Annotated in this window: 23 protein-coding genes and 2 tRNA genes; 15 read left to right on the top strand and 10 right to left on the bottom strand. The window is 60.1% G+C overall.

Translation table 11 applies throughout. The annotated features are described in order from the left end of the window. Positions 1-1,790: 1,790 nt before the first annotated feature. The 8 genes from ACMT3I_RS11240 to rpmH all read right to left on the bottom strand — a co-directional run bounded on the left by ACMT3I_RS11240 (position 1,791) and on the right by rpmH (position 7,032). Positions 1,791-2,882: a ParB/RepB/Spo0J family partition protein gene (locus tag ACMT3I_RS11240; protein ID WP_414804577.1), complete on the bottom strand. Its 1,092-nt coding sequence runs from the start codon at positions 2,880-2,882 to the stop codon at positions 1,791-1,793. Next, positions 2,882-3,838, bottom strand: a complete 957-nt coding sequence (locus ACMT3I_RS11235) for a ParA family protein (protein ID WP_414804824.1) — start codon at positions 3,836-3,838, stop codon at positions 2,882-2,884. Before ACMT3I_RS11235 ends, ACMT3I_RS11240 begins: the two co-directional genes overlap by 1 nt. 156 nt (positions 3,839-3,994) lie before the next feature. Further along, complete coding sequence (gene rsmG, locus ACMT3I_RS11230; protein ID WP_414804576.1) at positions 3,995-4,624, bottom strand: 16S rRNA (guanine(527)-N(7))-methyltransferase RsmG; 630 nt, start codon at positions 4,622-4,624, stop codon at positions 3,995-3,997. 14 nt (positions 4,625-4,638) lie between these two features. After that, positions 4,639-5,127, bottom strand: a complete 489-nt coding sequence (locus tag ACMT3I_RS11225; RefSeq protein WP_414804823.1) for a protein jag — start codon at positions 5,125-5,127, stop codon at positions 4,639-4,641. 114 nt (positions 5,128-5,241) lie between these two features. Next, complete coding sequence (gene yidC, locus ACMT3I_RS11220; RefSeq protein WP_414804575.1) at positions 5,242-6,213, bottom strand: membrane protein insertase YidC; 972 nt, start codon at positions 6,211-6,213, stop codon at positions 5,242-5,244. Between the two features lie 8 nt (positions 6,214-6,221). Continuing rightward, entirely contained in the window at positions 6,222-6,533 is a 312-nt protein-coding gene (gene yidD / locus ACMT3I_RS11215; RefSeq protein WP_414804574.1) for a membrane protein insertion efficiency factor YidD, read from the bottom strand. Further along, entirely contained in the window at positions 6,530-6,886 is a 357-nt protein-coding gene (gene rnpA / locus ACMT3I_RS11210) for a ribonuclease P protein component (protein ID WP_414804573.1), read from the bottom strand. Before rnpA ends, yidD begins: the two co-directional genes overlap by 4 nt. A gap of 8 nt (positions 6,887-6,894) precedes the next feature. Next, entirely contained in the window at positions 6,895-7,032 is a 138-nt protein-coding gene (gene rpmH / locus ACMT3I_RS11205) for a 50S ribosomal protein L34 (RefSeq protein WP_010204566.1), read from the bottom strand. Between the two features lie 331 nt (positions 7,033-7,363). Here rpmH and dnaA point away from each other — a divergent pair, with 331 nt between their 5' ends. From dnaA to ACMT3I_RS11155, 10 genes are all read left to right on the top strand, one after another. Further along, positions 7,364-8,782: a chromosomal replication initiator protein DnaA gene (gene dnaA, locus ACMT3I_RS11200; protein ID WP_414804572.1), complete on the top strand. Its 1,419-nt coding sequence runs from the start codon at positions 7,364-7,366 to the stop codon at positions 8,780-8,782. A 362-nt stretch (positions 8,783-9,144) separates the two neighbouring features. Then, positions 9,145-10,293, top strand: a complete 1,149-nt coding sequence (gene dnaN / locus ACMT3I_RS11195) for a DNA polymerase III subunit beta (RefSeq protein WP_414804571.1) — start codon at positions 9,145-9,147, stop codon at positions 10,291-10,293. 30 nt (positions 10,294-10,323) lie between these two features. Next, positions 10,324-11,211: a phosphogluconate dehydrogenase (NAD(+)-dependent, decarboxylating) gene (gnd, locus tag ACMT3I_RS11190; RefSeq protein ID WP_414804570.1), complete on the top strand. Its 888-nt coding sequence runs from the start codon at positions 10,324-10,326 to the stop codon at positions 11,209-11,211. 22 nt (positions 11,212-11,233) lie between these two features. Next, positions 11,234-12,394, top strand: coding sequence for a DNA replication/repair protein RecF (gene recF, locus ACMT3I_RS11185; protein ID WP_414804569.1), 1,161 nt, complete (start codon positions 11,234-11,236; stop codon positions 12,392-12,394). A gap of 142 nt (positions 12,395-12,536) precedes the next feature. Continuing rightward, entirely contained in the window at positions 12,537-12,992 is a 456-nt protein-coding gene (locus ACMT3I_RS11180; protein ID WP_414804822.1) for a DUF721 domain-containing protein, read from the top strand. Positions 12,993-13,114: 122 nt separating this feature from the next. Next, a complete protein-coding gene (gyrB, locus tag ACMT3I_RS11175) occupies positions 13,115-15,094 on the top strand; it encodes a DNA topoisomerase (ATP-hydrolyzing) subunit B (RefSeq protein ID WP_414804568.1) in 1,980 nt (659 codons plus the stop codon). Between the two features lie 124 nt (positions 15,095-15,218). After that, entirely contained in the window at positions 15,219-17,711 is a 2,493-nt protein-coding gene (gene gyrA / locus ACMT3I_RS11170; protein ID WP_414804821.1) for a DNA gyrase subunit A, read from the top strand. Further along, positions 17,704-18,108 (top strand): DUF3566 domain-containing protein, encoded by a 405-nt coding sequence (locus ACMT3I_RS11165; RefSeq protein ID WP_414804567.1) that lies wholly within the window; start codon positions 17,704-17,706, stop codon positions 18,106-18,108. Before gyrA ends, ACMT3I_RS11165 begins: the two co-directional genes overlap by 8 nt. Positions 18,109-18,175: 67 nt before the next feature. Further along, positions 18,176-18,249, top strand: a tRNA-Ile gene (locus ACMT3I_RS11160). 39 nt (positions 18,250-18,288) lie between these two features. Continuing rightward, positions 18,289-18,361, top strand: a tRNA-Ala gene (locus tag ACMT3I_RS11155). A gap of 605 nt (positions 18,362-18,966) precedes the next feature. On the opposite strand, the gene ACMT3I_RS11150 is transcribed toward ACMT3I_RS11155, so the two are convergent. Further along, a complete protein-coding gene (locus ACMT3I_RS11150; protein ID WP_414804566.1) occupies positions 18,967-19,509 on the bottom strand; it encodes a hypothetical protein in 543 nt (180 codons plus the stop codon). 176 nt (positions 19,510-19,685) lie between these two features. On the opposite strand from ACMT3I_RS11150, the gene ACMT3I_RS11145 reads away from it, so the two are divergent. Continuing rightward, positions 19,686-20,225: a peptidylprolyl isomerase gene (locus tag ACMT3I_RS11145; protein ID WP_414804565.1), complete on the top strand. Its 540-nt coding sequence runs from the start codon at positions 19,686-19,688 to the stop codon at positions 20,223-20,225. 12 nt (positions 20,226-20,237) lie between these two features. Then, on the top strand, positions 20,238-21,086 hold the full coding sequence (locus tag ACMT3I_RS11140) for a rhomboid family intramembrane serine protease (RefSeq protein WP_414804564.1): 849 nt from the start codon (positions 20,238-20,240) through the stop codon (positions 21,084-21,086). A 121-nt stretch (positions 21,087-21,207) separates the two neighbouring features. On the opposite strand, the gene ACMT3I_RS11135 is transcribed toward ACMT3I_RS11140, so the two are convergent. Beyond that, the gene (locus ACMT3I_RS11135; protein ID WP_414804563.1) at positions 21,208-21,453 is read right to left on the bottom strand and encodes a cell division protein CrgA; all 246 of its coding nucleotides are present in this window, start codon (positions 21,451-21,453) and stop codon (positions 21,208-21,210) included. A gap of 133 nt (positions 21,454-21,586) precedes the next feature. On the opposite strand from ACMT3I_RS11135, the gene ACMT3I_RS11130 reads away from it, so the two are divergent. Genes ACMT3I_RS11130 through ACMT3I_RS11120 form a run of 3 tightly spaced genes read left to right on the top strand, consistent with a single transcriptional unit; the run spans position 21,587 to position 23,211 of the window. Continuing rightward, positions 21,587-22,402 carry a class E sortase gene (locus ACMT3I_RS11130; protein WP_414804562.1) on the top strand — a complete coding sequence of 272 codons (816 nt, stop codon included), beginning with the start codon at positions 21,587-21,589 and terminating at the stop codon, positions 22,400-22,402. A gap of 9 nt (positions 22,403-22,411) precedes the next feature. Next, complete coding sequence (locus tag ACMT3I_RS11125) at positions 22,412-22,573, top strand: hypothetical protein (protein ID WP_414804561.1); 162 nt, start codon at positions 22,412-22,414, stop codon at positions 22,571-22,573. Next, the gene (locus ACMT3I_RS11120) at positions 22,570-23,211 is read left to right on the top strand and encodes an anthranilate synthase component II (protein ID WP_414804560.1); all 642 of its coding nucleotides are present in this window, start codon (positions 22,570-22,572) and stop codon (positions 23,209-23,211) included. Before ACMT3I_RS11125 ends, ACMT3I_RS11120 begins: the two co-directional genes overlap by 4 nt. Positions 23,212-23,215: the final 4 nt, after the last annotated feature.

Here is a 23,215-nt window from a genome sequence, read left to right as displayed (position 1 = left end):
CGAATGCCCGCCAGAACGATCATTCATCTTTGCGTATAGCGGCCGCTAATGGCGCCAAACGATGAAGGACCGTTCGGGGGAGCGGACGTCCGGGACCCCATTTCGAGCTCCATCAACGCCCACAGCGCTCAAAGAGTTCCGCGAACTAGAAGACGTCAGACGCACTCGTGGAGCCCTGCTCGGAGCCCCCTGGAGCGTGAATGCCCCGGTTCCCAGCGCAGCGATCGGCGTCAAAATTTGCGGTGGGGGAGTGACCGAACTGCGCGCGCTGCGGGGTGACCGGGCCGGCTTTACGCGTGTTGGCAACGCCGCTACGGCGAGCTTCACCACGGCTAAAGGAGCCACGCGATCAATCCAAATCGACGCCATTCGACGCGTGCAACTCGTGCCACCTACAACACGTCCGCGCTCAAAAACGCGAAGATCTGTACCGCCAGAACCCTTTCGGCCGCTCGGATTCTCGTGCCAACCTCATAAATTGCAGATGAATGTTGACGCCAAATGACCAGCCGAACCGCACCAAAAACTGCACGGTTTCACGTGAAACATCACATCTAAATGCGCTCGAAAGCCTTCCGACTCGGCACTCAATTGGGCACATTCCGGAGCTCCTGGCGCTGCAAAAAGGGCAGATTCATCTTCCGCAACCACCTCCGGTTGAGGCCATCTCAGCGCCAAATAGGAAAAGAATTGTTCATCTGGAGCAGCTCGGCGCCCCCCAATAACTTGGCCCGATAACGTTGGAAATCGATACAGAGGAGGTGAACGACGAGACCGTTCGAAGGCGATCAGGTTGAGACCACCGCAACGGTAGGGCCGAGACCCCCGATCCGGCTGCAACCAATTCATCGAATCTGTGCCCGCCACGTCAGTCGAATGACGAAGAATTAGGCTCGCGACGTCGCACGTTAAATGTCAAAACGTGGTGGAGGTGGCGGGGGCGCAAGCGAAACGGCCTCCGCGAATCGGGACAGACCTGCAAGTCGAAGCGCCTATGACCACGAGAATTCACCGGCCCCGAGAGCGAAGATGCCGTTACGAATAGGTCCAACAATGACCAATGAGACTGCCAGAGGCGCGCACATTCCGACGGCTGAAACCCAGTCCGCGCCGCGACCAACTGTTCTCCAACCATCGGGGGAGGGGTGCATATGGCCGAATTAAGCTCCATGAGCGTCCCGTTCGACTACACCACGAAATGCAAGAAGATCCGAACGCGATTAGTTTCACGTGAAACTTTGCCGAAAACATCAATTTCGATTCGCTGAGAAGCATCCTAAGCCCGATTACCGTTCTCCGGATTTTCCATTTTCGAGCCGATTTTCGTGCAAAATCAGTCCGTTTGGGGCAAGCGGGGAGAATTTGAGTCAAATTGCCGAGTGACGCCAATCATGAAAACGCGCGGCGCCCGGCGGCTGCCGAGATACCACGATGATGCCCAAGACTTGGAATGGTCGGCACCTACGACGTAAAACGCAGAGGCCACATGCATGCCGCGCGACGCCCCGCATCGATCGCGGCTCAGCCCGAACACACGGTCAGTTGCAACATGTCGCGAGACAAACATGTAGCCGGCAGAACCAGAGCTGGCCAGAGCATGAACATGAGCGCGCACACTCTCACCGAACCACGCGTCGGACCGGCGACCTTCAAACTGGTCTGCAGGCAGCTTCGCCGCCCGACAGACAATCCCTGTCGGCCTTAACCGACTGAAGCCCACCGCAACGGTGGGCTTCAGTACTTGAATTAGACGTCTCTCTACGCGCCCCCAAGCGCCACAGACAGCGGCACTACTTGTTGGCGTTGAAGTCCAACTGGCCGAGTTCGGTGAGAATACGATTCAGGTCGCCCATGGTCGCGAAATCCACTGTGATCTGGCCTTTTCGTGCACCAAGTTTGATCTTCACGCGGGTGTCGAGGCGGTCACCGAGGCTGTCGGCGAGCTCATCGAGCTGACCCTGGCGCTTTCCGGGGGCTGCCTTGGCCACAGGCGCCTTCGGAGCCGCAGTCGCTGCAGCTTCAGCAGCGCGCACCGAGAGATCTTCGTTCACAATCTTGTCGGCCAGGCGCAGCATGCCCTCTGGATCGCCGACCGAGAGGATGGCGCGGGCGTGACCGGCGCTCAAAACCCCGGAGGCAACGCGCAGCTGCACGGCAGACGGAAGCTTCAGAAGACGAATCGTGTTGGTGATCTGCGGGCGCGAACGACCGATTTTCAGCGCCAGTTCGTCCTGGGTGATACCGAAGTCAGAAAGAAGCTGCTGGTAGGCGGATGCCTCTTCAAGCGGGTTGAGCTGTGCGCGGTGCAGGTTCTCGAGGAGCGCATCGCGCAGCATGTCGACATCCGCTGTATCCCGAACGACGGCCGGAATCGTCGACAGTCCGACCTGACGGGTCGCGCGGAGGCGACGCTCACCCATGACGAGCTCGAATTTGCCGTGCAGAGACGGGTGTGGACGCACGACGATCGGCTGCAGCACACCGATTTCACGGATGCTGTGAACCAACTCGGCCAGATCGGACTCGTCGAAGACGGTTCGAGGCTGCTGGGCGTTCGGAATGATGTCGCGGGGATCGAGGTGTGCGAGCCAGGCACCGGGAACATCGAGCAGGTCTTCCTGCTCAGCGCCCAGAGTGTTCACCATCGATGATGGCGGCAGAGGAGCAGCCGTCGCCCCACGGGGTGCTGGCGCGGTTACCGACGCCACAGAAGGCACGGATCGACGGCCATTCGAGGCCGGGGGAGTGGCCTTGGTAGTAGTTGAGGCACTTCCGGCTTCGGACCGAGGAAAGAATACGTCGACGGGACGGGCCGGCTTGACCTCGTCCTGCATGGGGATGAGCGCACCAATCCCGCGCCCGAGGCCAGTCCGCTTTGCCATTAGAGCTGTACTCCTGTCCGTGGTGCGCCACGACGAGCAATTTCGGCTGCCGCTTCGAGGTAGGAGAGGGATCCTGCCGAGTTGAGGTCGTAGCTCACGACGCTCTGCCCATAGCTGGGAGCCTCAGAAACGCGCACGGAACGCGGAATCAGGGTGTCGAGCACCTGGTTCGGGAAGTGGTCCCGCACATCCTGAGCTACCTGGTTCGCCAGATTGGTTCGGCCGTCATACATGGTCAGCAGAATAGTCGAAACGCGCAGCTCGGGGTTGAGGTGCTTCTCAATCAGCTCAATATTCTTGAGCAACTGACTCAGGCCCTCGAGCGCGTAGTACTCGCACTGGATGGGGATCAGCACCTCGCGCGCAGCGACGAAAGCGTTGATCGTCAGCAGGCCAAGCGACGGCGGGCAGTCGATGAACACGTAGTGGTACGGGTCATCCATCTCGCGGAGGTACACGTCGAGTGCACGGCGAAGACGCTGTTCGCGCGCCACGAGTGAGACCAGTTCGATCTCGGCGCCGGCCAGGTGAATCGTGGCGGGAACGCAGTAGAGCGCGCCGAATTCAGGACTCTTCTGCACAACATCGGCGAGAGGAACGTCGTTCACGATCACGTCGTAGACGCTCGCTGTGTCTGAACGGTGCTCAACACCAAGCGCGGTCGACGCGTTGCCCTGTGGGTCAAGGTCGATGACGAGAACGCGAGCACCCTGACGGGCAAGTGCAGCGGCCAGGTTGACGGCCGTCGTCGTCTTGCCGACGCCACCCTTCTGGTTCGAGACCGTCATGACACGGGTCGTTGAGGGTTTGGGCAGCTGCTCAGACGCGATTGCCTGGCGCCTGCGCGTCAATTCCGCAATCTCCCTGGCAAGGGGAGTGGATCCGTCGAATCCAGATTCTGTCTGGAGGTGCTGGTCTTCACCAGGATGCTTCACGTGAAACCTTTGCGTCTGGATGCGGATGTGGTGGGTCGACTCCATGGAGTGCACTCATATCGGGTGCAAGTATGAAGCGTCACCGTACTTCTGGGGGATAAAACTGAACTGCTCGTACTACGTCAGAAGAGAACCCGGCACCCAGTGCCGCAGTACCGAAAATTCGAAACGTGCAGACTAATCCACTGTAGCCCTAATGACCCGTGTGACGTCCTGCAGCACACCCTCGCCGAGGGTAAGAAGCTCGACACCCACCAGGTGGTACTTGCGGATTGCCTTTGCCGCAGCCTCAATCTCGGCCGGAGCGTTAGCACCCTTCATCAGGATGAGCTCCCCACCGTATTTGAGCAGCGGAACGGTCAGGGGGATCAGCGTCTTGAACGCACTCACGGCGCGGGCGGTGACCTGGTCGAGGGGCGCATCAAGCTTGATCTCTTCAGCGCGGGCACGCTTCACGACAACATTGGTCAGTCCCAGTGCCGACACCTGGTCATTCAGCCACGCGACGCGGCGCTCCATCGGCTCGATCAGGATGAACGACACGTCGGGGCGAGCGATTGCCAGCACGAGACCCGGCAGGCCTGCGCCCGAGCCCACGTCGCCGACAAGCCCCGGACGAAGCAGCGGCGCCATGATTGCACAGTTCAGGATGTGACGCGACCACAGCCGGGGGAGTTCAAGCGGCCCGATGAGCCCCAGTTCCTCGCCCTGCGCGGCCAGGTTGGCCGTGAATGCACGCGCAACGTCAATCTGAGCGCCGAAGATCTCGGCTGCGACTGCTGGTTCTACTTCTAATGTCTCGTTCAATGTTTCACGTGAAACTAGGACGCGGTGATAACCGTGTGGCGATCGCGGCCTTCGCCGCGCGATTCTGAAACGAAGCCGCGGCCCGAGACGAGGTCGTGCACGAGCTTGCGCTCGTACGAGGACATCGCCGGGAGCGATGCTTCGGTCGCTCCGGCTTCGATGCGCTCGACCGCTCGGTTGACGAGCGAGGCAAGCTCGGCCTGGCGTGCGTCACGAGATCCACCGATGTCGAGGATCAGGCGTGAGAAGCCGCCGGTCTTGTTCTGCACAGCCAGGCGCGTCAGCTCCTGCAGGGCGTTCACGGTGTCCGGCTTGGACAGCAAACGCAGATTTGCGGCATCCACGGCGTTGACCGACAGGTACGCGCGTCCATTACGAGCATCGATGTCGATGTCACCGTCAAGGTCGCAGATGTCGAGAAACTCCTCGATGTAGTCAGCGGCGATGTCACCCTCCTGCTCGAGCTGGTCGAGGGTGGGGGAGTCGGTTGCTGATGAAACCACCGTGTCGGAGGACGACTCCGAAACGAGCCCTGCAGAGAAGCCCGGGGCGACGACGGTGTCTACTTCGGTTGCGGTGTCAGTGGCGGTGCTATCGGTCACGATGGTTTCCCGTCTCTACTTCTTGGGTCCGGTTTGCTTCTTCGCACGGTTCTTGCTGACCGGCTGCTGACGCTGGGTGGTCTTGGGTGCTTCATCCACAACGATGATGTCGCCATCGGTTGCGATCAGCTTTCCCTTGCGGGCAAGGCGCTCTTCACGGGCCTTGGCCGCTTCACTGCCGGGGGTCGGCATGTTGCGGATGACCAGGAACTGCTGGCACATCGTCCAGATGTTCGTGGTGAGCCAGTAGAACATCACGCCGAGCGGGAAGGCCACACCAGAGAAGGCGAAGACCAGGGGGAGCAGGTACAACATAATGCGCTGCTGCTTGAACATGGGGCTCGCCTTGGTCTCAGGCGACATGTTCTTGGAGACGATCTGAAGCTGCGTGATGAACTGGGACGCGGTCATCAGGACGACCATGGTGGCCGCGAGGACCATCACCGAAGCGTTGAACGGCTGGCCGGCCGTCATGAGTGTCCACTGGGAAGCGAACGAATCGTGCAGCGGGGCGCCGAGGAACGTGGCGTTGCCGAAGCTCTCTGCGAGCGTGTCGTTGAGGGGGCCGACGCCGGCTTTGGCGTGCTGGGCATCGTTGAGTACAGAGAAGAGCGCGAAGAAGATCGGCATCTGCAGCAGGAGCGGGAGGCAGGAGCTCAGCGGGTTCGTTCCCGTGCGCTTGTACAGCTCCATGGTCTCGCGCGACATGGCCTCGCGAGAGAACTGATCCTTCTTGCCCTTGTACTTGTCCTGGATTTTCTTCAGCTGAGGGGCGACCTCGAGCATCTTGCGCTGGCTCTTGATCTGCTTGACGAAGATCGGGATGAGAGCGGCGCGAACCACCAGAACCAGTCCGACAATTGACAGGACCCAGGTGACACCGGCGGCTGAATCAAGGCCGGCGGTGGTGAACAGCCAGTGGAAGGCGACGAGCAGCAGTTCCACGGCCCATTTCAGCGGCCAGAGGATTGTACCGATGAGGTCCATACGTGGGGTCAGCCCTTTCCATGGCTTGGTGCAATAACAAAACCAAATCGCGTCACGGTGTAGCGACGCTTGCGCTTCTGGGGAACATCATCGATCCCGCCCTCTGCCCACGGATGGCACCTGGCCAGCCGACGGGCAGCCAAGGCAGAGCCAATCACAAGTCCGTGTTCTTGAACGGCTCCCAGAGCGTAGGCCGAACAAGAGGGGTAATACCGGCACACATCGCCGTACAGAGGAGAAATCACCGCGCGATACGCGCGAAGAACCAGGATTCCCGCATTGCGGGGCAGCAAGATGATGCTTGCCACAACCCGGTTCATGATTTCTTTCTGCTCAGACCGATGCTCCCTGCATTCAGAGCATCTGAGATCTCTGAATGCAGGGTAGCCCACGGAACCCCCTCGGAACCTGGCAACGCCCTGATGACGATGTCAGTTCCCGGCGGAACGAATGGCAGTAATTGAAAGCTCGCTGCTTTCATCCGACGTCGAACAACGTTGCGCACTACTGCGCCACCGATGTTCTTGGCCACGATGAAGCCGAATCGCGCAGGATTCCCGTCAGGGTTCTTCCTGAGATACGCGACGGTGTGGGGTCCGACTACTCGGTATCCCCGCCGAACGACAGCTTTATAGTCGTTCCCGCTCGTAATGCGATTCGATTTAGCGAGCACCAGCGCGCTTAGGCGGAGAGTTCGGTGCGTCCCTTACGACGACGTGCACCGAGGATTGCGCGGCCGGCACGGGTGCGCATGCGCAGACGGAAGCCGTGCACCTTGGCGCGACGACGGTTGTTCGGCTGGAAGGTTCTCTTGCTCATAGTTCAATCTCCACGTGTTTGATCTCTGCAGGCCAAAACGGGCGGCCGGAAAGAATTGGGGGTAGCCCTTGGGCTCAGGTCAACTGATTAAAACTACGGCTTTGTGAACCGTTGGTCAAACTCGCACAACCCAAACGACCGATTCTCCACAATAATGTCGCTATCACTGGCAATGACACGCGGTTAAAATTCGGGTGAATTTGGAGTGGCTAGGACTCATTGGTTACCGTGAACACCTAGTTATCCACAGGTAGGTGAATAAAAGCCTGAGAATTGGGCCTTTTTCCCCACAGGCGGTGGATAACTCTGTGAATAAGAAGGTGCAGGAAGCATGGCAGACGGCGAAATTCCGATCACTGAGACATGGCAGGCGGTCCTGACCACGCTCGAATCGGACGACAGCATCACTCCGATGCTGTATGGGTTCCTGAATCTGGTCGAGCCCAAGGGCATCGCAGCCGGCACCTTCTATCTGGAAGTACCCAACGAATTCACTGCGAGCATGCTCAACCAGCGGATGCGGGTGCCACTTCTCACGGCAATGACACAGCTGGACGAGTCAACAGCGGTCTCCAGTTTCTACGTCGTGGTGAATCCCGAACTGGAGCAGGACGCGCAGCGTCCGATCCAGGACGAGACGGCGATTCCCGACGTTGAGACGCCGGCAGCGCACCAGTCGGTGTTCGAGACAACTCAGACCGAACGTCCGCTGGATACTCGCCTGAATCCGAAGTACAACTTCGACAACTTCGTCATTGGCCAGTCAAACCGCTTTGCTCACGCGGCAGCGGTGGCAGTGGCCGAAGCGCCCGCGAAGGCGTACAACCCGCTCTTCGTCTATGGGTCGTCCGGCCTCGGCAAGACCCACCTGCTCCATGCGACAGGTCACTACGCCATGAGCCTGTACCCGGGCATCCGGGTTCGCTACGTCAGTAGCGAGGAATTCACCAACGACTTCATCAACTCGATCGCGAACAACCGTGGTTCCCTGTTCCAGCAGCGCTACCGCAACGTCGACATCTTGATGATCGACGACATCCAGTTCTTGCAGGGCAAGGCTGAGACCCAGGAAGCCTTCTTCCACACCTTCAACACACTGCACGACCACAACAAGCAGGTGGTCATCACGAGCGACCTGCCACCGAAGGCACTTACCGGCTTCGAAGACCGGATGCGCTCCCGCTTCGAGTGGGGCCTCATCACCGACGTGCAGGCTCCCGACCTCGAAACCCGCATCGCCATTCTTCGGAAGAAGGCGCAGAGCGAGAAGTTGCAGGTTCCTGACGACATCCTTGAGTTCATGGCGACCAAGGTGTCATCGAACATCCGCGAGCTCGAGGGCACCCTCATCAGGGTGACGGCGTTTGCCAGCCTCAACCGCACGCCGGTCGACATGAATCTGGTGCAGACGGTCCTCAAGGACCTCATCACGCTTGACGAAGACAACGTCATTGCGCCAGTCGACATCATCACCAACACCGCTGACTACTTCAAGCTCACTGTTGACGACCTCTACGGATCTTCCCGATCGCAGGCCGTCGCGACGGCTCGTCAGATCGCGATGTATCTGTGTCGTGAGCTCACCAACCTGTCACTGCCAAAAATCGGGCAGCTGTTCGGTAACCGCGATCACACCACGGTCATGTACGCCAACAAGAAGATCAGTGAGCTGATGAAAGAGCGTCGCTCGATCTACAACCAGGTGACTGAGCTCACAAACCGCATCAAGCAGAACCACCGGTACAAGTAGTTAAAAAATTTTGGATATTCACACTGTGGATAACTCTGTGGAAAGTCGTTGAATAACTTGCCATTGCCTGTAGAAACAACGATCTACCTGTGTACAACGTGAATTACAAAAATCTTCGCCTCAGAGCTGATCGATTAACGCTCACAGTCCGCCAACAGCCTCGGACCCCCTGAATCCCAATGATTTCGGACGGTTCGAAGAGTTATCCACAGTTTCCACACCGGTTAAGACCATTAACTATTAATTCTTGTTAGCCATCACCCGATAACCTTCACGGCCGGGCTGCCCCCGACCGGGGCCGGCTGACAAAGACGACTAGCATTGAGGCCACATCCATTGCCTCTATCGACAGGAGCGAATCCGTGAGATTTCAGGCCAACAGGGACGTCTTCAGTGAAGCCGTCTCTTTTGCGGTCAAGTTGCTTCCCCAGCGCACCACGCTGCCCATTTTGAGTGGGGTGCTGATCGAAGCGACAGAAACCGGCTTGATCTTGTCGTCTTTCGACTACGAGGTTTCAGCACAGACCGAGATCGCCGCTGATGTTGAAGAAACAGGCAAGGTTCTCGTGTCCGGCCGTCTGCTGGCCGAAATCGCCAGCCGGATGCCCAACGCACCTGTGCGCTTCGTCACCGACGAATCACGCATCACCGTCAGTTGTGGATCGGCCAGCTTCACACTGCTGTCGATGCCGGTTGAGGAATACCCGAGCATCCCGCAGGTGAGCACGCAGTCGGGACTCGTCCCGGCAGAAGACTTCGCCAATGCAGTCGCCCAGGTCGCCGTTGCCGCGTCACGCGACGACGTCACCCCGGTCATCACCGGTGTGCAGCTCGAAGTTTCAGAAAACAGCCTCGGACTCGTCGCCACCGACCGTTACCGAGTCGCCGTCCGTGAAATCAACTGGGACTCAGGCAGCAACGACAACACCGAGACGATGACGGCACTCGTGCCGGCTCGCACTCTGCAGGAAGTCGGCAAGACATTCGGCCACAGTGGGACGATCTCTGTCGCGATCACGAACACTGACGACCGCGAATTGATCGCCTTCACCGCCGACAAAAAGACGGTTACCTCGCTTCTGATCAAGGGCAATTTCCCGCCAGTCCGCCGACTGTTCCCCGAAACTGTCGACAACTACGCGGTGATGAACACCGCAGAGCTGATCGAGGCCACCCGCCGCGTACAGCTCGTGCTCGAACGCGAAGCAGCGCTTCGTTTCTCGTTCACCTCAGACGGACTCACACTCGAGGCGATCGGATCCGAGCAGGCGCAGGCCTCCGAAACGATCGACGCAATTCTTACCGGAACAGACACTGTCGTCTCTCTGAAACCACAGTTCCTGCTTGATGGATTGGGCGCGGTTCACTCCGAATTCGTGCGCATCTCGTTCACTAAGACCGAGAACCCCAACAAGCCGGGCCCTGTGCTCATCACGAGCCAGACATCTCGCGAGAGTGCGGGCGCCGACAGCTACAAGTACTTGCTGCAACCCAACCTCCTGCTGCGCTAGCGCACCACACCACCGGCACAAAGGAGCTTCATGCACATCGGTATCATCGGCCTCGGAAAAATGGGCGCGAACATGCGCACACGCCTGCGCAATGCAGGACTGACGGTCACCGGATACGACCGAAACCAGGATGTGGCTGACGTCGCCTCCGTTGACGAATTGATCGCAGCGATTCCATCGCCGCGACTGGTCTGGATCATGGTTCCGGCCGGAGCCATCACTGACTCTGTCGTGAACGAACTGGCTGAGAAGCTGGAAGAGGGCGACCTCGTCATTGACGGCGGCAACTCACGCTTCACCGAGGACTTCAAGCACGTTGAACTGCTTGCACCCAAGGGAATCAACTACATCGACGCCGGTGTTTCCGGTGGAGTCTGGGGCGTCACCAACGGCTACGGCCTGATGGTCGGCGGTAGCCAGGAGCAGGTCGAGCGCGCAATGCCCGTCTTCGACGCGCTGCGTCCTGAAGGCCCTCGCGAAGAAGGCTTCGTGCACGCAGGAGAAGTCGGCGCAGGCCACTACGCCAAGATGGTGCACAACGGCATCGAGTACGCCATGATGCAGGCATACGCCGAGGGCTACGAACTGCTCGAAAAGCGCAGCGACCTCATCAAGGACGTCCCCGGAATCTTCTCTGCCTGGCAGCGTGGAACCGTCGTGCGCTCCTGGCTGCTTGAGCTCATGGTTCTTGCCCTTAAGGAAGACCCGACGCTGGCCAACATCGAAGGCTACGTTGAAGACTCAGGTGAGGGACGCTGGACGATCGAAGAAGCCATCGACAACGCTGTTCCCGTTCCCACGATCGCTGCGTCGATCTTCGCGCGATTCGTTTCGCGCCAGGACGACTCTCCTGCCATGAAGGCTGTTGCTGCTCTCCGCAACCAGTTCGGCGGGCACGCGGTCAAGAAGGCAGACTGACACATCGTGTCTCTGATGAACCGTGCGAGTTAGTCACCTCTCCCTGGCGGATTTTCGTAATTACACGACCGCAGAGGTACCGTTTGCGGCCGGCCCCAATCTGGTGGTCGGCCGCAACGGCCAGGGTAAAACCAATCTGGTCGAAGCGCTCGGGTATCTGAGTACCCTGGGCTCGCATCGCGTTTCCAGCGACAAAGCGATGATCAGGGCTGGCGCTGAATCCGCAGTGATCAGGGCCAGGCTCGAATACAACGGCCGCGAGATCCTGGCCGAGGTTCAGATCAATCGCACCGGATTGAACCGTGCTCAGATCAACCGTTCAGCTATCAAGACGCGCGAACTTCCTCGATACTTCTCGAGCGTGTTGTTCGCACCTGAAGACCTGTCTCTGGTGCGCGGAGATCCGTCAGGACGCCGCCGTTTCCTCGACCAGTTGTTGGTGCTGCGCACGCCGCGGATCGCCGGAGTGCTTGCGGATTACGATCGAGTCCTCAAGCAGCGCAACACGCTGCTGAAGTCAGCCAGAGCAACGGGTGTCAAGGGAAAATCCCTGTCCACACTTGATATCTGGGATGAGCGACTCGTTGATCTCGGGTCTCAAATCATCGACGAACGCGCCGAACTCGTGCGTTTGTTGAGCGAGCCACTCCGTGCTGCGTACGAATCGGTCGCCGGCGAAGACCACGGCCCGAAGCTCGTCTCCTCGCTCAGTATCCTGGGTGCAGACGAGGACGATGAGGCACCCGAAGCGTCGGCACTCGCACCCGCGGCGATTCCGACAGCCGAGTTGTTCAGGACCGCACTTGCCTCATTGCGAGGCAAGGAGCTCGACCGGGGGATGACGCTGGCCGGCCCACACCGCGACGACCTCGTCTTCATGCTCAATTCGCTGCCGGCCAAGGGATATGCCAGCCACGGCGAATCCTGGTCGTTCGCACTCGCACTGAAACTGGCATCCGCTGAATTGCTTCGTCGGGATTCAATGAGCGGTGACCCTGTGCTCATCCTCGACGATGTCTTCGCCGAGCTCGACCAGACCAGGCGAGCACGACTAGCTGCTGCCGTCGGCGGTTTCGAACAGGTCTTGATCACGGCCGCCGTCTACGACGATGTTCCCGAAGCCCTGGCTGCGCACACCATCCATATCAAGGCCGGGCAGATCGTGGACGATCATCGTGTCTGACAACGACAACAAGCCACTGAATGCCAGTGATTCTGGATCTGGAGAGCCAGCGATCACCGGCGGTGACGCAGTCACAGCTGATGCAGATGACGCTGAATCTGCCGAGCCAGAAGTCGCAGGCACTGAGGCGTCACGCGTCTATCTGCGCTTCAAAGATGTCTTCGGTGACCCCAACGCCCGCCGGTCCCGCGCCAGGAAACGGCCTAAAACGGAGAACGCATCAAGCGTCCCGTTCGGCAAAGGCAGGGATCCACACGGGCTCGGCGACACCATCGCCTCGCTCACTATGCAGCTCGGCTGGAACTCGCCACTGGCGCAATCGTCGCTTCTGGATTCGTGGACCGAAATCGCAGGGGCCGAGACCGCGAAGCATTCAACTCCCGTCGGAATCGAAGACGGTGTATTGACTGTCCAGTGCGAATCAACAGCATGGGCGACACAGCTGCGGATGATGCGAGTCGACATCATGACGCACATCGCGACGCGATATCCGGACGCCGGGATTACATCAATCCGTTTTCAGGGACCCAACGCCCCTTCCTGGAAAAAGGGCCCCAGATCAATTCCAGGGCGGGGCCCGCGCGATACCTACGGGTAGCCGGGCAAAATCGGTCACCCTCGCAACGAAAGCGCGTCAGATCGGCGTTTATGGAGTGCTCTGGTCCCCATGTTTGGTAGACTTGAAAGGTCGCTTCAGCGGCAGAGGGAGTCCAATTTCATATGACAGTAGAGCCGAAGAATCCCGAGTCCAGGCACGAGTACGGCGCAGACGAAATTCAGGTTCTTGAGGGCCTAGAAGCCGTTCGCAAGCGACCGGGAATGTACATCGGTTCCACAGGACCGCGCGGTTTGCATCACTTGGTGTATGAGATTGTCGACAACTCAGTCGACGAGGCCCTCGCCGGGTACTGCGACACCATCGACATTCGTATTCTTGCCGACGGCGCGATTCGCGTCGAAGACAATGGTCGCGGTATCCCCGTTGACATCCACAAGGCAGAGGGCCGCTCGACGGTTGAGGTCGTTTTGACCGTGCTGCACGCCGGTGGAAAGTTCGGCGGCGGCGGTTATGCGGTCTCCGGTGGTCTGCACGGTGTCGGTAGCTCCGTGGTGAACGCACTGTCGACCCGGCTCGAGGTCGAGGTTCGTCGTCAGGGACACGTCTGGCGCCAGAGTTTCTCCCACGGTGTGCCGAACGCTCCGCTCGAAAAGGGCGAAGAGTCGGATGCCACGGGCACCACGATCACGTTCTGGCCGAGCCCGGACACCTTCGAAACCGTCGATTTCGACTACGAAACGCTGCGCGCCCGCTTCCAGCAGATGGCGTTCCTGAACAAGGGACTGCGCCTCACGCTCACCGACGAGCGCCCAGACCAGGCAGACGAAGAAGGCAACCCGGTCTCGAACTCGTTCATGTACGAGCAGGGACTCGTCGACTACGTCGAGTATCTCAACCGTGCCCGTAAGGCCGACCTCGTCAACGACGAGATCATTTCGTTCGAATCTGAAGACACCGAACGCAAGATCGCACTCGAGGTCGCCATGCAGTGGACGACGGCATACACCGAGAGCGTTCACACCTACGCGAACACCATCAACACCCACGAGGGTGGCACGCACGAAGAAGGTTTCCGTGCAGCGCTCACCACGCTGGTGAACAAATACGCGCGTGAAAAGGGCATCCTGAAAGAAAAGGATGACAACCTCTCCGGCGATGACGTGCGCGAGGGTTTGACCGCCGTCATCTCAATCAAGCTGGCTGAACCCCAGTTCGAAGGCCAGACCAAGACCAAGCTGGGCAACACCGAGGCCAAGGCATTCGTGCAGCGTGTCGCCGGTGACCAGCTCGCTGACTGGTTCGGCCGCAACCCCATCCAGGCCAAAGAGATCATCCGCAAGGCGCTGCAGGCAGCGACGGCCCGGATGGCAGCCCGCAAGGCTCGCGAGACCGCGCGCCGTAAGGGCCTGCTCGAGGGCGGCGGAATGCCGGGCAAGCTCAAGGACTGCCAGAGCAAAGACCCCGCGCTCTCTGAGATCTTCATCGTCGAGGGTGACTCGGCAGGCGGCTCGGCAGTTCAGGGACGAAACCCGGAGACCCAGGCAATCCTGCCGCTCCGCGGCAAGATCCTGAACGTCGAGAAGGCGCGCCTCGATCGTGCTTTGGCCAACGCCGAAGTGCAGGCAATGATTACCGCATTCGGTGCGGGTCTCGGTGAAGACTTCAACCCTGAAAAGGTGAGATATCACAAGATCGTGCTGATGGCCGATGCTGATGTCGACGGCCAGCACATCACGACACTGCTGCTCACACTGCTGTTCCGCTACATGCGCCCGCTGATCGACATGGGCTACGTGTACCTGGCACAGCCACCGCTGTTCAGGCTCAAGTGGTCGAACGCCCCGCACCAGTACGTGTACTCAGACCGGGAGCGCGACGCGCTGCTGGCCGATGGAGCTGCTGCAGGCAAGCGCATCCCCAAGGACAACGGCATCCAGCGTTACAAGGGTCTCGGCGAGATGGACTACAAGGAGCTGTGGGAAACCACGATGGCGCCCGAGTCCCGCACTCTGCTGCAGGTCACCCTTGACGACGCAGCAGCCGCAGATGAAATTTTCTCCACCCTGATGGGCGAAGACGTCGAATCCCGCCGTAACTTCATCCAAAAGAACGCGAAGGACGTGCGTTTCCTTGACATCTAACGACACCCCCACCGATAACTCGGGCGCTGAGAACACCGGCGCAGCGGCTTCGGCTTCAGACGAGACCACCACGGCTGAGGCGTCTGACGCAGCAGCCGCGGCTCACCTCGTCACTCACGGCAAGATCGACCAGGTCGACCTTCAGCTGGAGATGCAGCGGTCGTACCTCGACTACGCGATGAGCGTCATCGTCGGTCGCGCCCTGCCCGACGTACGTGACGGTCTCAAGCCGGTGCACCGCCGTGTGATCTACGCCATGTTCGATGGCGGCTACCGCCCAGACAAGGCGTTCTCCAAGTGCGCCCGCGTCGTCGGCGACGTGATGGGACAGTTCCACCCGCACGGTGACTCCTCGATCTACGACGCGCTGGTTCGCCTGGTTCAGCCGTGGAGCCTGCGTTACCCGCTCGCCCTCGGCCAGGGAAACTTCGGTTCCCCGGGCAACGACGGCGCTGCAGCACCGCGATACACCGAGACCAAGATGGCGCCACTTGCCCTTGAGATGGTGCGCGACATCGACGAAGACACCGTCGACTTCCAGGACAACTACGACGGACGCACGCTCGAGCCGACGGTTCTGCCTGCACGATTCCCGAACCTGCTGGTCAACGGCTCGGTCGGTATCGCTGTCGGTATGGCTACCAACATCCCGCCGCACAACCTGCGCGAGGTCGCCGCCGGAGCGCTCTGGTACCTCGAAAACCCCGACGCATCGCGCGAGGAATTGCTCGAAGCGCTCATCCAGCGCATCAAGGGACCCGACTTCCCGACCGGCGCGCAGATCCTGGGCACCAAGGGTATTCAGGATGCGTACCGTACCGGCCGCGGATCGATCACGATGCGTGCCGTCGTCAGCATCGAAGAGCTCCAGGGCCGTACCTGCCTGGTCATCACCGAGCTTCCGTACCAGGTCAACCCTGACAACCTGGCGATCAAGATCGCCGACCTCGTCAAGGACGCCAAGGTCACCGGCATCGCCGACATCCGCGACGAGACATCAGGTCGTACCGGCCAGCGCCTCGTCATCGTGCTCAAGCGTGATGCAGTGGCCAAGGTTGTACTGAACAACCTCTACAAGCACACCCCGCTGCAGGAGAACTTCGGCGCCAACATGCTGGCGATCGTAGACGGCATCCCGCGCACGCTGCCCCTCGACGGATTCATCTCCGCCTGGGTCACGCACCAGATCGACGTCATCGTGCGCCGCACCCAGTTCCGCCTGAACAAGGCAGAGGCTGATGCCCACATCCTGCGTGGTTACCTCAAGGCGCTCGACGCGCTCGACGAGGTCATTGCTCTCATCCGTCGTTCAGCCACGGTGGATGACGCCCGCGAGGGCCTGATGGAGCTGCTCGATGTCGACAAGCTGCAGGCGGATGCCATTCTCGCCATGCAGCTGCGTCGTCTGGCCGCCCTGGAACGCCAGAAGATCATCGATCAGGCCGCAGAGCTCGAGCGTCAGATCGCCGAATACAAGGCGATCCTGGCCAGCCCGGAGCGTCAGCGCACGATCGTCAGCGAAGAGCTCACCGAGATCACCGACAAGTACGGCGACGACCGTCGTACGGAGATCATGTTCGGCTTCGACGGCGACATGTCGATCGAAGACCTCATTCCTGAAGAAGAGATGGTCGTCACCGTCACACGCGGCGGCTACATCAAGCGCACCCGCAGCGACAATTACCGCAATCAGCACCGCGGTGGCAAGGGCGTCAAGGGCGCCCAGCTGCGTGCTGACGACGTCGTTGAGCACTTCTTCGTCACGACAACTCACCACTGGCTGCTGTTCTTCACGAACACCGGTCGCGTATATCGCGCCAAGGCTTACGAAGTGCAGGAGGCCGGCCGCGATGCCAAGGGCCAGCACGTCGCCAACCTGCTCGCTCTGCAGCCGGGTGAAGAGATCGCACAGATCCTCGACATCCGTGACTACGAAGTCGCCCAGTACCTGACGCTTGCGACCCGCGAGGGCCTGATCAAGAAGACTGCACTGAGCGAGTACGACACGAACCGCACAGGCGGCATCATCGCCATCAAGCTGCGCGAGGGCGACGAACTCGTCTCTGCGCTGCTCGTCGACGAAGACTCCGACCTGCTGCTCGTGTCGCGCAAGGGTATGTCGATCCGCTTCACCGCTACGGATGACTCACTGCGCCCCATGGGTCGCAGTACCTCTGGTGTCATCGGTATGCACTTCCGAGGCGACGACACCCTGCTTGACGCGTCAGTGGTCTCCGATGACGGATTCGTCTTCATCGTGACAGAGGGCGGCTATGCCAAGCGCACAGCCGCTGACCAGTACCGCCTGCAGAACCGTGGCGGACTGGGCATCAAGGTGGCGAAATTGAGTGAGGATCGGGGCGACCTGGTCGGTGCACTCATCGTCGATGAAGAGGACGAAGTCCTTGTGGTTCTTGCCAGTGGCAAGGTGGTACGCTCTGACGTCGCTGAAGTTCCAGCCAAGGGCCGGGACACCATGGGCGTAGTTTTCGCCAAGTTTGCGGACAGCGACAGAATCATCGCCATCGCGAAGAACACCGAACGTAATCTTGTTGTCGACGAACCTGACGACCAGCCGGAGAGCGAATCGGGGAAAGAAGAGTCAATAGATGAGTAGCGTCGCGGAAAAGCTCGCCAAGAAGTCCACGCGCAAGACCACCACGAAGCAGGTGCGCCTGAAACTGGTGTATATCGACTTCTGGTCGGCTGTGAAGCTGTCCTTCCTGGTAGCGATCTGCCTCGCTGTCGTGACTATTGTGGCGACCTTCCTCATCTTCACGGTGCTGAACCAGACCGGGATCTTCGAGAGCGTGAACAGCCTCTACACGTCGATCGCAGGTGAGACGTCGAACCTCAACACGATCCTGTCGATCGGTAACGTCATGGGCTTCGCTGTAGTTGTTGCTATCCTGAACACTGTGGTTGTTACGGCGCTCGGTGCTGTATTCGCATTGCTCTACAACCTCAGCGTCAAGGTGACCGGCGGGCTTCTCGTCGGCTTCACAAACAACTAAAAAAGAACTTCTCCCGGCTCGATTGGGAGATTTCGGCAGAGTCAGGTAGTCTCTAATCTGCTGAATCGGGGATATAGCTCAGGCGGTTAGAGCGCTTCGCTGATAACGAAGAGGTCCCAGGTTCAAGTCCTGGTATCCCCACGTATGGTTGGTTATAACGAAAGTTGTAAGTAGTCATTCGGGGCCTTAGCTCAATTGGTAGAGCGCCTGCTTTGCAAGCAGGAGGTCAGGAGTTCGATTCTCCTAGGCTCCACAGTAAGAAAAGAAGATCCTCACCCAGTCGGGTGGGGATCTTCTTCGTTAACGCGGGCATTCGGCCCTGGCGCGGGAAATTCATCTGGGCGCGCGATATTTCGCGCGCCCAGCGTAATTTTCCGCGCCCAGGCGGATAGGTGCCGCCGCGTTTCGTCTGTCCGGGGTCGTGCGGCATCGTTTGCGTCTGTCGCGCGTCTGTCGCGCGCCTGTCGTGCGCCGCCCAGCTGCCCGCTCGCGCCATTTGCTGCTCGAAACGTACGCCTGCGTGTTCTACGCGTCCTGCGAGCCACACGAGCCGGTACGCGCCCGCGAACCCGTCGACAGAGGAAGCAGCGCCAGCCCAGACATCCGTAAATTGTGTTCGCGTTCCAGGCGTCGCCGATTTTCGGTACTGCAGACGCGCGATCACGAGCGAAATTGGGCGACCCACGGGATGCGGACTCGCGAATGTGGGCGACACGCGGCGAGACGACGGCTGGAGAGCCGACGGCTGGAGAGCCGACGGCTGGAACTCACGCAGAAGGGTACGCAAAAGGGCCCGTGTCATGTCGACACGGGCCCTTTTGCGTGATGCGCACCTCGCGATGCGCATCCGTAGCTTGTCTAAGCCTCTGGGTTACCCGTCAGACCGTCGTTCTCGTCATCAGCGACCCACAACTCGTCATCGGCCCTGAACGTCTGCCAGACGGCGTACGCGACCCCCGCGGCAGCCGCGACACCGAGCCCGAGCGCAATGTAGGTGCCAACGCCTGCACCCTTCTTGGCCGGAGCAACGGGCTGCTGGATGTGCAGACGGTTCAGCGCTGCGCGGACACGGGTGTCCTTGGCGATGTCTCCGACGGAAAGTACGGTGCCGAGAGCGGTACCGACCCCGCTGCTGATGCCGGGGATGACATCGCTGACCAGACGACGCTTGGCGTCGCCGGCGAAGCTCTGGGTGGCCTGAACGCCGGGAAGGACATACTGCTCATATCCTTCGCGCACACGGGGGACCACTTCCTCGCGAGTGAGAACTCCAGCCTGACGGCCGGCTTCCCTGGCGATTGAATTTGCGTGGTCCAATACCGCCTGCTGGTTACTCCACAATTCGTCGGCGCTTTTGCGCAGGCGATTGAGTTCCTTACGGCGCTTACGTGACAGGCTCATCTGGACCCTCCATCGATGTCGTGTAGCGAATAACTTCCATCTTGCCACTGAATGCCTCGGTGGTTCCAAGCGAGTCGGCGCTTTACTGCACAGATGCACAGTTTGGGGATTGGTTGCATCCGAGGTGAGAGCTGGCATTCAGGATGCTGCACGGTCGCTGTGCAAGAATTATCGCTATGTCAAAGCACACTGCTGTCGCAACGCTCAACACGAGCCTCGGACCGATCAAGGTCAACCTCTACGGCAACCACGCCCCGAAGACTGTGAAGAACTTCGTTGGCCTGGCAACCGGTGAAATCGAGTGGAAGCACCCGGGCACCGGCGAGGTTTCGACCAAGCCGCTCTACGACGGAACGATCTTCCACCGCATCATCAAGGACTTCATGATCCAGGCCGGCGACCCGCTCGGCCAGGGCATCGGTGGCCCCGGCTACCAGTTCGACGATGAAATCAACCCAGAGCTCGACTTCACCCAGCCCTACGTGCTCGCCATGGCGAACGCCGGCATCCAGGGTGGACGCGGAACCAACGGTTCTCAGTTCTTCATCACTGTCGTTCCGACGACGTGGCTGCAGGGCAAGCACTCCATCTTCGGTGCGGTTGAAGACGAAGCATCGCGTGCAATCGTCGACCAGCTCGCCGCTGTTCCGACCGATGGCCGTGACCGTCCCCTCGAGGACGTCGTCATCGAAAGCATCACCGTCGAGCAGGTCTAGGTAGAACTCTCCATGACCCGGATGCCGGAACAATCGGCTAACTATTGCTACCGGCATCCGGATCGGCAGAGTTTCATCCTCTGCCAGCGCTGTGGGCGCACCATTTGTCCTGAGTGCCAGACTCAGGCGGCAGTCGGTGTCATTTGCCCCGAATGCATGAAAGAACAACGTCAGAACGCACCGCGCACGAAGCCGGCCGCCCTGACTCGCATCACGCGCATGGGCAATGACGGTTCTCCCGTCGTCACCTATTCGATCATCGCGCTCACGCTCGTGGTCTTCGTGCTCCAGCTCATCCCCGGCCTGAACGTCACTCAGCATCTGCTGTATGCCGGCGTCTACTCCGAGCCGGGTTACTTCGAGCCGTGGCGGATGCTGACCACCATGTTCGTGCACTCGACGAGCTTCATCTTCCACGTCGCGCTGAACATGTACACGCTATGGATCTTCGGACAGATCCTTGAGCGGATGCTCGGCCGCGGCCGATTCCTCACGCTGTACCTACTCAGCGGGCTCGCCGGGTCACTCGGCGTGCTGTTCCTGGCCGACCCGTTCACCCCGGTCGTCGGTGCTTCAGGCGCCATCTTCGGACTGATGGGCGCATTCCTGGTAATCCAGCGCCACCTCGGCGCGAGTGCGACCCAGCTGCTCGTGCTGGTCGGCATCAACCTGGTGATCGGCTTTGTGCCCGGACTGAACGTGGCCTGGCAGGCTCACGTCGGCGGCCTCATCGGCGGCGCCATCATCGGTCTCATCTTCGTGAAGACCAGGAAGCGCGAGCAGAAGAACCTGCAGATCGGGCTACTGGCCATCTTCGGTGCTGTGCTCGTCGGCCTCAGCTGCGTTCGACTCTTCGTCTAGTCCTGCCACTGGGCAGCTTTCCACAGAGTGTCGAGTTATCCACAGGAGTTTCCACACTGGGGATAATTACAGCCGTGTAATTGATGCGCGCAGGGATTTAATCCCTGATCAGACAGACTACCTAGCGCCAGCGCGTCGTCATCAGGAAGCCTACGAAGGCAATTCCGAATCCGACGAGGATGTTCCACGATCCCAGTGCTGGGACGGGGAGTGTTCCCTGGCTCACGTAGAAAACGATGATCCAGACGAGCCCGAGCAGCATGAAGCCGAACATCAGCGGCTTGAACCAAACGGGGTTCGGAACGTCTTCGTTCGAGCGAGTACCCTCGTCGCGGGCGGGCTTGGTGCGTGGTTTCGTACGGGCCATGCGTGAGATTCTACCGTCATCGTTCCTCTACACCCGGTGAGCCGGATACCAAACCCTGTTTTTGCGGCCTGCGCGGTGCCAGAACCCCTCGCTTCACGGCATTCGCTGCCCCGGCGCTGATTAGAATCGGAGCATGACCGCGACCTTCCCTGATTCAGGGGCCCCCGAGCAGGCCTCCAGGCGCGGTACTCGTCGATCCGGGAGGCGACGGCGGCCCCGAGTCACCATTGTCGGTGTCATCGGCGAACTTCTGATCACGGCCGGGGTACTGGTTCTCCTCTTCCTCGGCTGGCAGTTGTGGTGGAACGATCTGGTGACGGCGAACGCCCAGACCGATGCCGCAACCGAGATCAGCCAGCAGTGGATCAAGGCTGCACCAGTCGCTCCTGTCGAGCCGGTGTCCCCGGATCCCGTCGACTATGGCGAGCCGATCATTGCAGCACCGGCTGTCGATGGCGAAGCATTTGCAGTGCTCTATGTACCTCGATTCGGTACCGACTATCACCGCACTATCGCAGGCGGTACCGGAACGAGCGTGCTCAACAGCATGCGGCTCGGGGTCGGTCACTATCTCGATACGCAGATGCCGGGCGAAGTGGGCAACTTCGCCGTTGCGGCGCACCGCAGTGCCTACGGCGGCGCGCTGCATCTCATCAACGAACTTCAGCTCGGCGACTCCATCTATGTGCAGACCGCAGACGGCTACTACACATACACGTTCAGGGATCTGGAATACGTGCAGCCCACCCAGGTGGATGTCATCGCCGCGGTTCCCCACCAGCCGGGCGCCACCCCGACCGATCGCCTCATCACACTGACCAGCTGCAACCCGCTGTATTCAACCGCAGAGCGGATCATCGCGTACGGCGTTTTTGAAGGATGGCAGCCCCTGGAGGCCGGCCCGCCTGCTGAACTGGCCCCGATCATCGCAGCCCAGGCGCAGGACTAGGAGATTCTCATGTACGCAGCGTTGTGGCGTGTGCTCCCAGGGCCGATCTGGATTCGCATCTTGATCGTGCTTATTCTGGTTGCAGCAGTTCTCTTCGTTCTTGATCTCTGGGTGTTCCCCTGGGTCGATTCGATCATCAACAATCAGGAAGCGACGGTGGGCGGTCAATGACACGCATCCTTGTCATCGACAACTACGACAGTTTCGTCTATACCCTCAACGGGTATTTGATGGAGCTCGGCGCTGAGACCGAAGTACTCCGCAACGACGCGTTCACTCCGGCAGAGGCTGCAGAGCGCCTCGCCGAGTTTGACGGTGTTCTTGTCTCACCCGGACCGGGAAAGCCGTCAGAGGCCGGTGTGTCGATCGCGATGGTCACAGCGGCACACGCATCCGGTACCCCGCTGTTCGGTGTCTGCCTGGGGCATCAGGCGATCGCTGAGGCGTTCGGTGCCACGGTCACCAATGCTGAAGAGCTCATGCACGGCAAGACCTCTCTGGTCACGCACGACGACAGCGCCTTCTATGAGGGTGTTCCGCAGCCGTTCACGGCCACGCGCTATCACTCGCTCGCCGTTGTGGATTCAACGGTACCCAGCGAGCTCATCGTTACATCACGCACCCAGGGCGGAGTGATCATGGGCCTCAGGCACGAGTCTTCGGCTATCTTCGGCGTGCAGTTCCACCCGGAGTCAGTGCTGACCGAAGCCGGTTACCGGATGCTGGGCAACTGGCTGGCGGTTACGGGTCTCGAGGGTGCGCAGGAGAAGGCCAAAACCCTGAACCCGCTGCTCAAGCTCAGCGCGTAACGCT

The sequence above is a fragment of the Leifsonia sp. A12D58 genome, from assembly GCF_047530025.1.
Taxonomy (GTDB): Bacteria; Actinomycetota; Actinomycetes; order Actinomycetales; family Microbacteriaceae; genus Cryobacterium.
Note: the sequence above shows the minus strand (reverse complement) of the source record. Positions and strands in the feature narration are given on the sequence as shown.